The organism is Arthrobacter sp. 10T419 (assembly GCF_056394105.1).
Genome location: NZ_JBFTHF010000005.1, coordinates 65,075 through 78,795, shown reverse-complemented (window position 1 = coordinate 78,795; position 13,721 = coordinate 65,075). Strand labels below are relative to the sequence as shown.

The 13,721-nt window shown below is 67.8% G+C and carries 8 protein-coding genes and 2 tRNA genes; 4 read left to right on the top strand and 6 right to left on the bottom strand.

Annotated elements, in window-relative coordinates; genetic code table 11:
• Positions 1 to 79: 79 nt before the first annotated feature.
• Both AC1DBD_RS10455 and AC1DBD_RS10450 read left to right on the top strand, forming a co-directional pair.
• Positions 80 to 868, top strand: coding sequence for a PspA/IM30 family protein (locus tag AC1DBD_RS10455; RefSeq protein ID WP_441417228.1), 789 nt, complete (start codon positions 80 to 82; stop codon positions 866 to 868).
• Positions 869 to 950: 82 nt separating this feature from the next.
• Positions 951 to 2,375 (top strand): cryptochrome/photolyase family protein, encoded by a 1,425-nt coding sequence (locus AC1DBD_RS10450; RefSeq protein ID WP_476982057.1) that lies wholly within the window; start codon positions 951 to 953, stop codon positions 2,373 to 2,375.
• A gap of 52 nt (positions 2,376 to 2,427) precedes the next feature.
• Here AC1DBD_RS10450 and AC1DBD_RS10445 read toward each other — a convergent pair.
• A tRNA-Met gene (locus AC1DBD_RS10445) sits at positions 2,428 to 2,504 on the bottom strand.
• A 336-nt stretch (positions 2,505 to 2,840) separates the two neighbouring features.
• Here AC1DBD_RS10445 and AC1DBD_RS10440 point away from each other — a divergent pair.
• The gene (locus AC1DBD_RS10440; protein ID WP_476982056.1) at positions 2,841 to 4,403 is read left to right on the top strand and encodes an acyltransferase family protein; all 1,563 of its coding nucleotides are present in this window, start codon (positions 2,841 to 2,843) and stop codon (positions 4,401 to 4,403) included.
• Positions 4,404 to 4,457: 54 nt separating this feature from the next.
• Here the strand turns inward: AC1DBD_RS10440 and AC1DBD_RS10435 are convergent.
• From AC1DBD_RS10435 to AC1DBD_RS10425, 3 genes are all read right to left on the bottom strand, one after another.
• Positions 4,458 to 4,531 (bottom strand) — tRNA-Met (locus AC1DBD_RS10435).
• 220 nt (positions 4,532 to 4,751) lie between these two features.
• The gene (locus AC1DBD_RS10430) at positions 4,752 to 7,781 is read right to left on the bottom strand and encodes a UPF0182 family membrane protein (RefSeq protein WP_476982055.1); all 3,030 of its coding nucleotides are present in this window, start codon (positions 7,779 to 7,781) and stop codon (positions 4,752 to 4,754) included.
• Positions 7,782 to 7,940: 159 nt separating this feature from the next.
• Positions 7,941 to 9,170: a YlbL family protein gene (locus AC1DBD_RS10425; RefSeq protein ID WP_476982054.1), complete on the bottom strand. Its 1,230-nt coding sequence runs from the start codon at positions 9,168 to 9,170 to the stop codon at positions 7,941 to 7,943.
• A 235-nt stretch (positions 9,171 to 9,405) separates the two neighbouring features.
• Here AC1DBD_RS10425 and AC1DBD_RS10420 point away from each other — a divergent pair, with 235 nt between their 5' ends.
• Complete coding sequence (locus AC1DBD_RS10420; RefSeq protein WP_441417223.1) at positions 9,406 to 10,857, top strand: zinc-dependent metalloprotease; 1,452 nt, start codon at positions 9,406 to 9,408, stop codon at positions 10,855 to 10,857.
• Between the two features lie 80 nt (positions 10,858 to 10,937).
• On the opposite strand, the gene AC1DBD_RS10415 is transcribed toward AC1DBD_RS10420, so the two are convergent.
• Together AC1DBD_RS10415 and AC1DBD_RS10410 are read right to left on the bottom strand one after the other, a co-directional pair.
• Entirely contained in the window at positions 10,938 to 11,570 is a 633-nt protein-coding gene (locus tag AC1DBD_RS10415; RefSeq protein WP_476892217.1) for a M48 metallopeptidase family protein, read from the bottom strand.
• The gene (locus tag AC1DBD_RS10410; RefSeq protein WP_476892299.1) at positions 11,570 to 13,690 is read right to left on the bottom strand and encodes an ATP-dependent DNA helicase UvrD2; all 2,121 of its coding nucleotides are present in this window, start codon (positions 13,688 to 13,690) and stop codon (positions 11,570 to 11,572) included. The genes AC1DBD_RS10415 and AC1DBD_RS10410 overlap by 1 nt, the downstream gene beginning before the upstream one ends.
• Between the last annotated feature and the right edge of the window lie 31 nt (positions 13,691 to 13,721).

Below are 13,721 nucleotides of genomic sequence, written 5' to 3'. Positions count from 1 at the left end.
CCGGCCGGCGGGTAGAAGCGGTACATTCACTGTTCACCGAATTCAGTGGCCACCACTGGATAGGACGAAAGGTAACACCATGGTTAAGCAGTCCATTTTCGGCCGCATGGCGCAGCTGGCGAAGGCGAACATCAACTCCTTGCTGGACCAGGCCGAGGACCCGCAGAAGATGCTGGACCAGATGGTCCGCGACTACACGAACAACATCGCCGAGGCCGAATCAGCGGTCGCCCAGACCATCGGCAACCTGCGCATGCTCCAGGACGACTACAACGAGGACATCAAGAACGCGCAGGACTGGGGCAACAAGGCACTGGCCGCCTCGCGCAAGGCCGACGAGTACCGTGCCAAGGGCGACATTGTGGATGCCGAGAAGTTCGACAACCTGGCCAAGGTGGCCCTGCAGCGCCAGATGTCGTCGGAGAACGAGGCGAAGTCGGCCGAGCCGAGCATCGCTTCCCAGACCGACGTCGTGGACAAGCTCAAGCACGGCCTGGACCAGATGAAGGGCAAGCTCAACGAGCTCACCAGCAAGCGCAACGAGTTGGTGGCCCGGTCCAAGACGGCGGCCGCGCAGACCCAGGTGCACGATGCCCTCAAGAGCATTGACATCATGGATCCGACCTCCGAGGTGGGCCGCTTCGAGGAAAAGATCCGCCGCGAGGAGGCCAAGGTCCGCGGCCAGCAGGAACTCGCCGCTTCCAGCCTGGACGCCCAGTTCAACTCCCTGGAGGACCTCGGCGAGCAGACCGAGATCGAGGCCCGCCTGGCAGCGCTGAAGTCCGGCGGCGCCACCCCGGCCCTCGGCGCCGGCAACGGCTCGGCCGCCCGCTCCACCGTTGAGGAAGCCGACTTCGACAAGCTCTAACCCTTGAGGCGGGGCCGGGCACCTGTGGGTGCCCGGCCTTTGCTGTGTCCCCGGGGGGCCGCCAATCCAGTAGCGTGGAGCCATGTCTTCGACCCTTGTCTGGCTCCGCGATGACCTCCGCCTCGACGACAACCCCGCCCTGGCGGAAGCTGCGGCGTCCGGTGACCCGCTGACCGTTGTCTATGTGCTCGACGAAGCTTCGCCGGGCGTGCGGCCCCTCGGCGGCGCCGCGAAGTGGTGGCTGCACCACTCGCTCGAGTCGCTCGCCGCCGACCTTGAGGCGGCAGGGTCGCGCCTGCTCCTCCGCCGCGGCCCGGCCTATGAGGTCATCCGGGGGCTAGCCGAGGAAACCGGCGCCACCCGGCTGCTCTGGAACCGCCGCTACGGCGGCCCGGAACGCACCATCGATGCCGGCCTCAAGGACTGGGCGGCGGGCCGGGAGATCAACGCCACGAGCTTCCAGGCCAGCCTGATGTTCGAGCCGTGGACGGTGCGGACCGGATCCGGCGGCCCGTACAAGGTCTTCACCCCCTTCTGGAAGGCCTGCCTCGACGCACCGGAGCCCCGACTGCCGCTGGACGCGCCGCAGCGGCTCCCCGAGCCGGCGAAGACCGAGGCCGGTGAACTGCCGGGGAGCGACGCTCTGGAAAGCTGGCACCTGCTCCCCCACAGCCCGGACTGGAGCGCCGGGCTCGCCGCGGAATGGACGCCGGGCGAGGCGGGCGCGCAGAGCAGGCTGGAAGACTTCCTCGACGGGCCCGCGGTCGAGTACGGCACCGGCAGGGACGTCCCCGGCGTCGAGGGCACCAGCAGGCTCTCCCCGCACCTGCGTTTCGGCGAGATCAGCCCGTTCCGGGTCTGGCATGCGCTGCGGGAACGCTACCCGCGCGGCGCACCGGCCGACGTCGGGATCTTCCGCTCCGAACTCGGCTGGCGGGAATTCTGCTGGCAACTGCTCTACGAGAACCCGCAGCTGGCCACCCGCAACTACCGCCCCGAGTTTGACCGCTTCGCCTGGCAGACGCCGTCGGACGCGGAACTGCAGGCCTGGCAGCAGGGCCGCACGGGCTACCCGCTGGTGGACGCCGGCATGCGCCAGCTGTGGCAGACCGGCTGGATGCACAACCGTGTCCGGATGGCAGCGGCCTCGTTCCTAGTCAAGAACCTGCTGGCCGACTGGCGGCTCGGGGAGGCGTGGTTCTGGGACACCCTGGTGGACGCCGACGCCGCGAGCAACCCGGCAAACTGGCAGTGGGTGGCCGGTTCCGGAGCCGACGCCTCCCCCTACTTCCGCATCTTCAACCCAGTCACCCAGAGCAAGAAGTTCGACGCTGCCGGGCGCTACCTGCGGGCCTTTATTCCGGAGCTTGCCGGCCTCGACGACAAGGCGGTACATGAACCGTGGAAGGCCGACGGCGGCGCGGCCGGCTACCCGGGCCCGATCGTGGGTCTGCCCGAGTCGCGGGCTCGGGCCCTGGACACCTACCAGCGGCTCAAGGACGCCTAGGAAACGACAAAGGCCCGGATCCTGGGATCCGGGCCTCTGTTGTTACTGCCATTGGTTGCGGGGGCAGGATTTGAACCTGCGACCTCTGGGTTATGAGCCCAGCGAGCTACCGAACTGCTCCACCCCGCGTCGCTTGATCAACACTACCGCACTTTGGCCGCCGCCCCGACCACGGGCGGGTCCAGGGGGCTCCCATGGGTAGCCGACGGCGCTCCCGACCGGTCGCAGGCGCCGCCGTCCTGACCTTCTGCAGCACCCGGTCGGACTTTCTGCACCATCGGCAGGACAGGCCATAGACCGTGCCGCACCGGTAAAGGTAAGCTCCGAAGAACCCATGTCCACCTGATCTCCGCAGTACCAAGAATCTTCGAGAGATCGATCCGTTTTCCTCCTATCTCCGTGCCCGCGGGAAGGAAGGAACAGTCGCGACGGCGACTACCCTCAGGAACGGAAAGAGGACACATCATGTCCGGACCTGTACGAGCCAAGCTGGCGCCCGGGCTGGCTGCCACTCCAAGTGCGCCGCCGGCCCTTGCCCCCGTCCGGGATCGGTACCTTGACCTGCTGCGCGCCGTTGCTCTGGCCCGCGTGGTCGCCTACCACTCCTTCGCCAGCGCGGTATGGCTGAGCGTCGTCTTCCCCTCAATGGGTGTCATGTTCGCCCTCGCAGGTTCCCTGATGGCGCGCTCCCTCGAGCGGCCCGCCTTCGGCGTACTGCGGAGCCGGACCCGCCGGCTGCTGGTTCCCCTGGCGGTCTACAGCGCGACCGTACTTATGCTGTTGCTTTGGGAGGGCTGGATCCCTGATAGGGAGGCGGGGCAATCCTGGTTGCAGACCCTGCTGTGGTTCATCCCGGTAGCGGACCCGCCCTTCCCGGAAGCTATCGGAACGGATGCGGGCCTCGTCGAATCATCCTGGGCATCACAGGCCGAAGAAATCCTCTGGTACATCCGGGCCTACTTCTGGTTCATGCTGCTCTCACCGCTGCTGCTCAAGTCCTTCCGTCGTTTTCCGTGGGCCACACTGCTTGCCTCGCTGGGCCTGATGGCCCTGCTTAGCCTTGGCGTTGTCCCCCTTCCGGGCTGGGCAGACAGCGGCGTCACGGACTTCGCCACCTACGGCTCCTGCTGGATCCTCGGCTTCGCCCACTACCAGGGCCTCCTGCGCCAGTTCCCCCGGCGGGTGGTCTTCATCGCGGGGCCGGCCGTAATGGCGCTGGGCTTACTCTGGGCCTCCACCCACCTGGACGATTCCGGCTGGGACCTGAACAACATTCCCCTCGCCCAAGCCCTCTGGTCCGTGGGGTTTTGCGCGATGCTATTGCGGATTTCACCGTCCTGGCAATCGCTCCCGAGGCCCCTGCGCTTCTTGGACAAGACGGTCACGCTTGTGAACAACAGGGCCATGACCATCTACCTTTGGCACAACCTGCTGCTGGTCGTCACGGTGGTGATCATCGACAGGCTTTATGACATCGACACCGTTGCCACAGCCATACCCTGGCTGCTGGACAGCGAGTGGACGCAGTTCATCGCAGTCTGGTTCCTGTTGGCGCTCATGTTCCTCACCATCGGGTGGGTGGAAGACGTCGCCGCCAAACGCACCCCGCAGCTTTGGCCCACCGGAACCCGAAACACGCCTCCCGGAGACGGGCATCCCCCGGCCCCTGCCGATCCACTGATTGCGGAGGAACCGATCACTAACGGAAAGCTGACAGTCCTGCCGCTGAACCGACAGACCGGGCGGATCCGGGCCTACAAATGCATCATCGCTGCCGGACCAGGGGGCCATCAGCCGGAACCGCACGCTCACAGCGGCCAGGAGTCGATCCACGTTCTGAACGGCCATCTGCGGTTGCTGGTCGGGGACAAGGAACTGGTCCTGCTCGCGGGCGAGAGCGCGGACTTCGACCCACGGGTCCCGCACTGGTTTGGGCGCGCCGGGACCGAACCGGTGGAGTTTCTGGGCCTGTTTGAAGGGCACAGCGAGCGGATCCACATACCTCCGAGGTCCGGTCGGGCAGTCTGAGGACTTAAAGCAAGAAGTCCGGAACACTTTCCAGTGTTCCGGACTCCTTCTCAGTTGCGGGGACAGGATTTGAACCTGTGACCTCTGGGTTATGAGCCCAGCGAGCTACCGAACTGCTCCACCCCGCGTCGCATGATCAACTTTACCTGCCGGTGAACGGCAGGCCAAATCGGGGCGGCGTGATGTGCGTCCCATCCGTCACTCGGCCCCTGCCCGGAGGTCCGCACGGGACCCGCAAGCTGCCGGTTCGCCCGTTCAAGCCAAGGCGAAAGGCCGGATCCCCCGCTCGAACGGTACGGGGAATCCGGCCTTCGGCCTTCCTACAAACGCCTGCCGGGCCGTCGGCGCCTACTTACTCGGCGAGGGCGACGGCGAGGGCGTGGACGACGGCGACGCGCTGCCCCTCGGCGACGGAGTGGCCGACGGTGACGGCGACGGCGTCGTCGTGGTGATCCTGGCCTCTGCGTCGATCGCCCGCTGCAGGGCCGCGGAGAGCTTCTTCTGCTGCTCGCCGTAGGCCGCGAAGTCACCCTTGGCCAGGGCCGCCTGGCCGGCCTGGATCGCGCCGTTGGCCTCTTCGAGGGCCGCTTTCAGTTCCGCCTTGGCGTCCGTCGTACCGCCGGCGGCCGGGGGCGTTGCTCCCGGGGCCGGGGTAGCCGGAGTTTGGCCGTTGTTGGCGGCGTCGCCGGCGGTGGCGCCGGAGCGGCCGCCGAACAGCTGGTTCAGTGCCTCGTCAAGGGTCGGCGCGAAGCCGATCTTGTCACCGAATGCGACCAGGACCCGTTGCAGCGTCGGGTAGGAGGTCTCGCCGGTCGACTTCAGGTACACCGGCTGCACGTAGAGCAGGCCCCCGCCCACCGGCAGCGTCAGCAGGTTGCCGTTGAGCACCGCCGATGCGCCCTGTCGCAGCAGGTTCAGGGCCTGCGACACGGTGGGATCGGAGTTGAACTTGTTCTGCGCCTGGCCGGGCCCGGGGACGTTGGCTTCCGGCGGAATCTGCAGCAGCCGCAACTGCCCGTAGCTCGCCGCCTTTACGCCCTTCTGGTTGCCGGCATCCGAGTCCGCGGCCAGGAAGCCGTAAAGCACGTTGCGCGCATTGCCATTGACTACCTGCGGGATGAATGAAGACGTCAGCTGGAAAGCAGGCTTGTCCTGGTCGGGCATCTGCAGCGACATGTAAAACGGCGGCTGTTTGACCCCTTCTTCCTTGACGGTCGGGTCGTTCGGGACGCTCCAGGCATCATTGTTGGTGAAGAAGCTGTCCGGGTTCGTTACGTGGTACCGGCCCAGGAGTTCGCGCTGGACCTTGAACAGGTCCTCCGGGTAGCGGACGTGGCTCATCAGGGCGCCGGACATCTCCGAGTACGGCTTCAGGGAGGTCGGGAACACCTTCTGCCAGGCCTTCAGGACCGGATCCTGGTCGTCCCAGGCGTAGAGCGTGACGGAACCGTCGTAGGCGTCCACGGTGGCCTTCACCGAGTTTCGGATGTAGTTGACGGAGTTGCTCGGCAGCGCGGCGGTGCGGCCGGCCGAGGTCTGCGAGTCCCGCGTGGCGTCCGAGAGCTGCTCCTGCTGCGAGTACGGGAAGTACGGGCTCGTGGTGTAGCCGTCCACAATCCACTTCACCCTGCCGTCGACGACGGCGGGATAGGCGTTTCCGTCGACCGTCAGGTAGGGCGCGACCTTCTCCACCCGGTCCTTCGGGCTCCGGTCGTAAAGGATCTGTGACTCGGCGTTGACGCCGTCGGACAGCAGCAGGTCCGAGGACTGGAACTTGATCGAGTAGAGGATCTTGTTGAAGAAGCTGCCCACGTTCGGACCGCCGTTGCCGGTGAAGGTGTACTGCGTTCCGGCGTCGCCTTCTTTGGCCGCCGGGCGGTCCTGCTCGCGGTGCGCGGCACCGGCCGGAGCGCCGACGATCGAGTAGTCCGGCGAGTTCTCGCCGAAGTAGATCCGCGGCTGGTAGCTGGTGTCGGTCCCCAGCACGCCTGTGGAGGGGATACCCGATTGCAGGAACTCGGGCTTGCCGTCCGCGGTGAACTTGTTGCCCTTGGCCGCGACCACGCCGTACCCGTGGGTGTAGACCACGTGCTTGTTGAGCCAGGACTGCTGGTTGGTGGCCAGGCCGCCCGGGTTCAGCTCGCGCACCGCGATGACGGTGTCCTGGATCTTGCCGTTCACCTCGTAGCGGTCCACGTTCAGGGTGCTCGGGAACTGGTAGTACGGCCGGTACTGCTCCAGTTGGGAGAACGCGTCCGAGATCAGGTTCGGGTCCAGCAGGCGGATGTTGGCGGTGGTCTGGGCGTCCGGGGCCAGGGCGCCGGTGGTGGCCTTGGTGGTGGCCTCGTAGCGCTTCTCCTGGATCTTATCCAGGCCATAGGCGGCGCGGGTCATGGTGATGTTGCGCTTGATGTACTCGTTCTCCAGGGTCTGCTCCGAGGGGCGGACCTGGAACTGCTGGATCACCCAGGGGTAAACGCCGCCGGCCAGGATCGAGGTGATCACGAGCATGGCGGTGCCGATCACCGGCAAGCGCCACTTGCCGATCACTGCAGCGACGATGAAGAGGACGGCCACGAGTGCGGCGGCGACGGCGAGGATGGCCTTGGTGGGGATGACCGCGTTCACGTCGGTGTAGAGCGCGCCGGCCCAGCGGCCGCCGTTGTTCAGCACGGCGGAGTAGCGGTCAAGCCAGAAGTTGACGCCAAGCAGCAGCAGGAACGCCGCGCCCGCGACCGCGAGGTGGATCTGGGCGGCGCGGCTGGTGAAGACGCCGCGCTCCATCAGGCGGATGCTGCCGTAAAGGTAGTGCGTGAGGATGCCGGCGACCCCGGCCACGACGGCGACGCTGATCAGGAAACCGGTAACGAAGCCCAGGAAAGGCAGGGTCATGAGGTAGAAACTGATGTCCAGGTTGAACTGCGGATCGTTCTGGCCGAAGGGCTCCTGGTTGAGGAAGAGCATCACCTTTTGCCACTGGCTGGCGGCCGCGCTGCCGGCGAAGAGGCCGAACAGCACCGGCAGGCCGATCATGACCACGCGGCGGATCGGTTCAAGCTGGGCCTGGTAGCGGTTGAGGTTGTCGCGGACGTCCGAGTCGGGTGCGTAGACCGGCCGGGCGATATAGGCGATCCGGATCGCGAAGAACACGGCGGCGAACATCACGGCGAAGCCGGCCAGGAAGATGGCGATCCGTGCGATGTTCTCGGTCAGGAAGACTTCAAAAAAGCCCAACTGCTGGTACCAGAGGACGTCCGTCCAGACATTGGCGAAGAAAATGAAGCCCACGACGATCAGGGCGACAACAATCAGTGTCGGCGTCAGTGCGCCTCGCCGTTGCTGTGGCCTTCCGGGTGGGACGGTGCTGGGACGGGACAAACTCGGTACCTCATAGCTGGTCGTCAGTGCTGCTGGTTTTTTAGTTGTCTAAGTGCATCGTGTTGCTGCAGTCTAGCGACTGCCGGCGCCGGCCCGGCAGGGCGGCAGCGGCCGTCATTAGTGCCACGAGTGGCGCCTGAGCTTAGTTCCGGGGTCAGTCTAGTTGCTGGTGCAGACCGGAAGCCCCGATGTGTCGCCGCCGGCAGCGGCGAGCTCGACGGCGCGGCGCGCGTCGGCCAGGTTCTCCACCTTGACGACCTGGAGGCCTGCCGGGATGTGGCCCACGACGTCGTCGCAGTTGGCCGCCGGGGCCAGGAACATCGTGGCGCCGCCGGACCTGGCCCCGACCATCTTCTGGCTGATCCCGCCGATGGCCCCCACGGCGCCGTCGGGCGTGATGGTGCCGGTGCCTGCAACATGCTTGCCGCCGGTCAGGTCACCGGGGGTCACAGTGTCCACGATGCCGAGGGCGAACATCATGCCGGCGCTGGGGCCTCCGACCTTGTCCAGCGAGATCTTGACGTTGAACGGGAACTTGAACTTGTACTGCAGCACGACGCCGAGGAGGTAGCGGCCGGTCTGGGACTTGCTCGGGGTGACCGTCAGAGGCAGTTGGCTGCCATTGCGCTCGACGACGACCGTGACCGGCTTACCGTTCCCCGCCGCGAGCTGCGCCTGGACAACGCTCAGCGCGGTGATCGGCTTGCCGTCGATCGAGACCAGCACGTCGCCTTCCTGGATCTTGCCCTTCGACGCCGAGTCGTCCGGAATCCCGGCAACCTGCAGCTTCTGCTCGAACGGGATACTGAGTTCCTTGAGCGCCGCGGCGACGGCATTCTCCTGCGAGGTCGTCATGGCGACCGCGCTTTCCTGCTGCGACTGTTCCTTGGTGACGCCCTTGGGGAAGATCAGTTCCTCCGGATAGACCGCCTTTGCGGCGTTCAGCCACGCGCTCAGGGCTTCGAAGACCGTGACCGGCCCGTTGGGGCCGCCGTCGACGTAGACGGTGGTGAGGTCCAGGTTGCCCTTGGCCGGGAAGGTCTCGTGTCCCGCCACGGTGATGACCGGCTTGCCGTTGTCCGTGCCGAGCGTATTGAACGTAGGGCCGGGCGATTCGATCACATAGGGAACGGGCAGGCTCATGGCGGCGAGTCCGAGGGCCATCGCCAACAGGCCGGAGACGAGCATGGTGGAGGAGCGGTTGTCCTCTCCCCCGCCGTTGGCACCGCGGGTCCTCCGTCCCGGGGCACGGCCTCCGCTGCCTGCGGCGCCGCGTCCGGCGGCGAAACGGGACCACAGGCTGGGCTTGCCGCCGGCGCTGCGGGTACCGCTGCCGCCGGCGCGGGGCGCGGGTTCGGCCGGCAGCTGCCCGCCCTGGTTAAACGTCAATGAAGGACCTCTCCATGCCGGCGCCCTGGCCCTTGCGGGGCCCGGATCAGGGCGCTGCGGCTGCGGCCGAAACCGGCTCCGCAGCCTTCAAATATTCCAGCCTCTAACACTACGCGCTCGGGCACCGCAGGGGCTCTTTGCCGACAGCGAACGTGGCCGGGTTTCGGGAGACAGCCACTCACACGGAGGGGTAGCGTGAAGATGAGCACCAGTCACACCGACGATCGGCGGGATCATGACCTCTAACCCACTCAATCCGTCCAACGGGGACGACGAACCCAAGGATCCGCTGGCAGAAATGCTGCAGAACCTGATGGGCGGCAAGGGCATGGGGGACATCGATCCGGCAGAGCTCGCCAAGGCCGCCGGGCTGCCCGACGACCCCAACCTGCTGGCCCAGATGTTTTCGCAGGTCCAGGCCATGATGAGCGCGTCCTCCGACGGTCCGGTGAACTGGCAGCTGGCGCACGAAAACGCCCGCCGGGTGGCCGCCAGCGGCTCCGACCCGTCAGTGACCGCCGCGCAGTCCCGCGAAGTCGACGAGGCCCTCCGGCTCGCCGAGCTCTGGCTGGACCAGGTCACCGAGCTTCCCGCCACCGGACTGATCGGCCGGGCCTGGTCCCGCGCCGAATGGGTCGAGGAAACCCTGGGGACGTGGAAGCGGCTGACGGAGCCCGTCGCGAACAGCATCGCCAACGCGCTCTCCTCCGCCATGACCGAGCAGATGCCCGAGGAAATGAAGTCCATGATGGGCGGCGCCTCCTCGATGCTGCAGAACATGGGCGGGGCCATTTTCGGCATGCAGCTGGGCCAGGCGATCGGCGCGCTCTCCGCCGAGGTGGTCAGCTCCACCGACATCGGTGTCCCGCTGGCCGACCTGGAAATGGCGCTGCTGCCGGCCAACGTGGCGAAGTTCGGCGAGGGCCTCGGCCTGCCGGAAAACGACATCCGCCTCTTCCTCGCGGTCCGCGAAGCCGCCCACGCCCGGCTCTTTGTGCAGGTCCCGTGGCTGCGCGGGCACCTGCTCGGCGCGATCGAGGCCTACGCCCGCGGCATCCACATCGACACCTCCAAGATCGAGGAACTCGCCCGCGAGCTGGACCCCAGCAACCCGGAGGGCATCCAGGAAGCACTCTCGCAGGGTGTCTTCATGCCGCAGCGCACGCCCGCCCAGGACCAGGCCCTCGAGAAGCTTGAGACGGCACTGGCCCTGGTGGAGGGCTGGGTGGATGAACTCACGGCCGCCGCAACGGAGAAGCTGCTGCCCTCGGCCGCGGCGCTGCGCGAAACCGTCCGGCGCCGACGCGCGACAGGCGGCCCCGCGGAGCACGCGTTCTCCTCGCTGGTCGGTCTTGAGCTGCGGCCCCGCCGGCTGCGCGAGGCCGCCACGCTGTGGGCCCAGCTGAAGGAAGAACGCGGCGTGGAAGGCCGGGACGCCATCTGGCAGCACCCCGACCTGTTGCCCACGGCCGGAGACCTGGACGATCCGAAGGGCTTCAGCGAACGCCGCAAGCTGGCCGAGGCCAGTGACACCGAGGTTGACGACGCGCTGCAGAAGCTGCTGAGCGGCGGGTTCGACACGGCTGAACCCGGGGCGGAGCAGGGCGAAGACCATACCGGCGAAACCGGGGACGATTCCAGCGGTGAGCCCGGAGCCGGGGACGACACCGGCAGCCCCAAGGCCTGACTGGCTATTTCGGCGAGCGGCACCGGAAAGCCCCGGCCGGAACCTCGGTTCCGGCCGGGGCTTTCCCGTGCCCGGGGTCGTCAGCGGACGGCGGTCCCGGCGTCTTCGACATCGGCGCTGTCGACGTCGTCCCGGTCGGCCGGCAGGCCGCGGGCGGTGGCAAAGGACACGCCCTCCAGGAACGCCTTGGCGCGTTCGGTTTCCGGGTAGGCGGCCAGCAGCCGCCAGAACGCGGCGTTGTGGGCGGCCACCAGGAGGTGCGCCAGCTCGTGCAGCAGGACATAGTCAATGACCCACTGCGGCATCGGCTGCAGCTTGTGGGAGAGCCTGATGGTTCCCTCCGATGGCGTGGCCGAACCCCAGCGTGAGTTCTGGTTGGTCACCCAGCGGACCGACGTCGGGACCGCCCGGCCGCCGAGGTATTTGGCGGAAAGGTCGGCCGCATGGGCCGCCAGCTCCGCGTCGCTGCCCGCCCGGCGCTTGCCGGCGGCCTTGGGGCCGCGGCTGCCCTGCAGGCGGAGCTTCTCCAGCATCCGGTGCACCCATTCGCGCTCCTGGGCGCCGCTGAAATGCGCCGGGATGGCGACCACCGCGGTGCCGTTCTCCCAGAATGCGGCCACCGTGCGGCGCCGCCGGGCCGAGCGGCGCACCTCCACGGGAGCGCCGTCGGCGGTGGTCACCGGGGTGACGCTGGTGTTGGCGGCGCCGGCCATCAGAGGCTGGAGCTTTCGACCAGGACGGCCAGAACGGCTTCGCCGTACTTTTCCAGCTTCGACGCGCCGACCCCCGGCAGCGTGGCGAGCTGTTCGAGGGACTCCGGCCGCGCCTCGGCGATCGCGGTCAGGGTCGCGTCGGTGAAGACCACGAAGGCGGGGACGTCTGCCTCCAGCGCGGTCTCCTTCCGCCACTGCCGCAGCGCGTCGAAAGTCTGTTCCTCGTAGCTCGGCGGGCACTGGCTGCACCGGCCCACCTTGCGTTCGGCACCGGAAGAGAGCATGCTCCCGCAGACCCGGCACGACGCCGGCACCGCCGCCTTGCGCCGCGGCGCGGCCCCCTTGCCGCGGACGGAGGAGCTCGCGACCGAGTCGGGCCGCAGCCCGTCCAGGAACCGCGAAGGTTTCCGGTTGGCGCGGCCGCCCGGTGTCCGGGCCGTGGACCAGGACAGGTGCAGGTGCTCCTTGGCGCGGGTAATGCCGACGTAGAGCAGCCGGCGCTCCTCGTCCACGGCTTCGGGAGTGTCCGCGAAGGAGATCGGCATCAGGCCTTCGCTCAATCCGACCAGGAACACGGCTTCCCACTCCAGCCCCTTCGCGGCGTGCAGCGAGGCCAGGGTCACGCCCTGGACGGTGGGAGCGTGCTGCGCCAGCGAGCGCTCCTGCAGTTCATTCACGAAGTCGGCAAGGCTGAACTGCGCTCCCCTGCTGACCACCAGTTCGTCGGCGAGTGCCACGAGTGCTGCCAGCGACTCCCACCGTTCCCGGAGGGCGCCGCCGCTGTGCGGGGCCGCGTCCGTGTAGCCCAGCGAGGACACGATGTCGCGGACCAGCTGACCCAGGGGCTCCGGCGTCGCGGTCTCGGCGACGGCGCGGGTGGCGGCCCGCAGCTGCAGGATCGCGTCGCGGACTTCCTTGCGGGCGAAGAACCGCTCGCCGCCGCGGAGCTGGTAGCCGATGCCGGCCGAGGCGAGTGCCTGTTCGTAGGCCTCCGACTGGCCGTTGGTGCGGAACAACACGGCGATCTGGCTCGCGGGCGTCCCGGCGTCGAGCAGTTCGCGGATCTTCACGGCGACGGTGGCAGCCTCGGCTTCGTCGTCGGAACATTCGGTGAACTGCGGCACGGGGCCGGCCGGCCGCTGGGCCACGAGTTGCAGCGGCGTGGCCCAGGCCGCGTCCGCCACGGGACCGCCGCTGCGCCGGCCGGCGAGCAGGTCGTTGGCCAGCTTCACCACCTGCGGCGTGGAACGGTAGTCCCGGATCAGCTTGACCACCGTGGCGTTGGGGTACTGCGCCTTGAAGCCGAGCAGGTGCTTCGGCGAGGCGCCCGTGAAGGAGTAGATGGTCTGGCTGGCGTCGCCGACGACGCAGAGGTCGTCACGGCCGCCGAGCCACAGCTCGAGGAGCCGCTGCTGCAGCGGCGAAACGTCCTGGTATTCGTCCACCACGAAGTGCCGGTACTGTTCGCGGACGGTGGCGGCGACCTTGGGGTCCTCCTGCAGGATCCCCACGGTGATCAGCAGCACGTCCTCGAAGTCGATCACGTTCCGGTCCGTCTTGACGTCCTCATAGGACTGGAACACGCGGGCGACGGCGGTCAGGTCGAAACCGCCGGGGGTGCCACGGCCCTGGGCCTTTTCCAGGTAGTTGGCCGGGGTGAGCATGGACACCTTGGCCCACTCGATTTCGGAGGCAAGATCCCGGATGGAGGCCCGGTCGGTGCTGAGCCGCAGCCGGCGGGCAGCCTCCGCGATCATCTGGGCCTTGTGGTCCAGCAGGTTGGGCAGCGCGCCGCCGACGGCCTGGGGCCAGAAAAACTGGAGCTGGCGCAGCGCCGCGGCATGGAAGGTGCGGGCCTGCACGCTACCGACGCCGAGGTCGCGGAGCCGGCTGCGCATTTCGGCGGCGGCCCGCGAGGTGAAGGTGACGGCCAGCAGCCGCTGCGGGCTGTACACGCCGGAGTGCACACCGTAGGCGATGCGGTGCGTAATGGCGCGGGTCTTGCCGGTGCCGGCGCCTGCGAGCACGCACATGGGCCCGTTCAGGGTGCTGGCCACCTCGCGCTGTTCGGCGTCGAGGCCGCCAAGAATCCGCTCCTCGAGGGAACGGCCGTCCGGCACCGAAGCTTCAGCGGCGGGTGAGCCGTCGTGG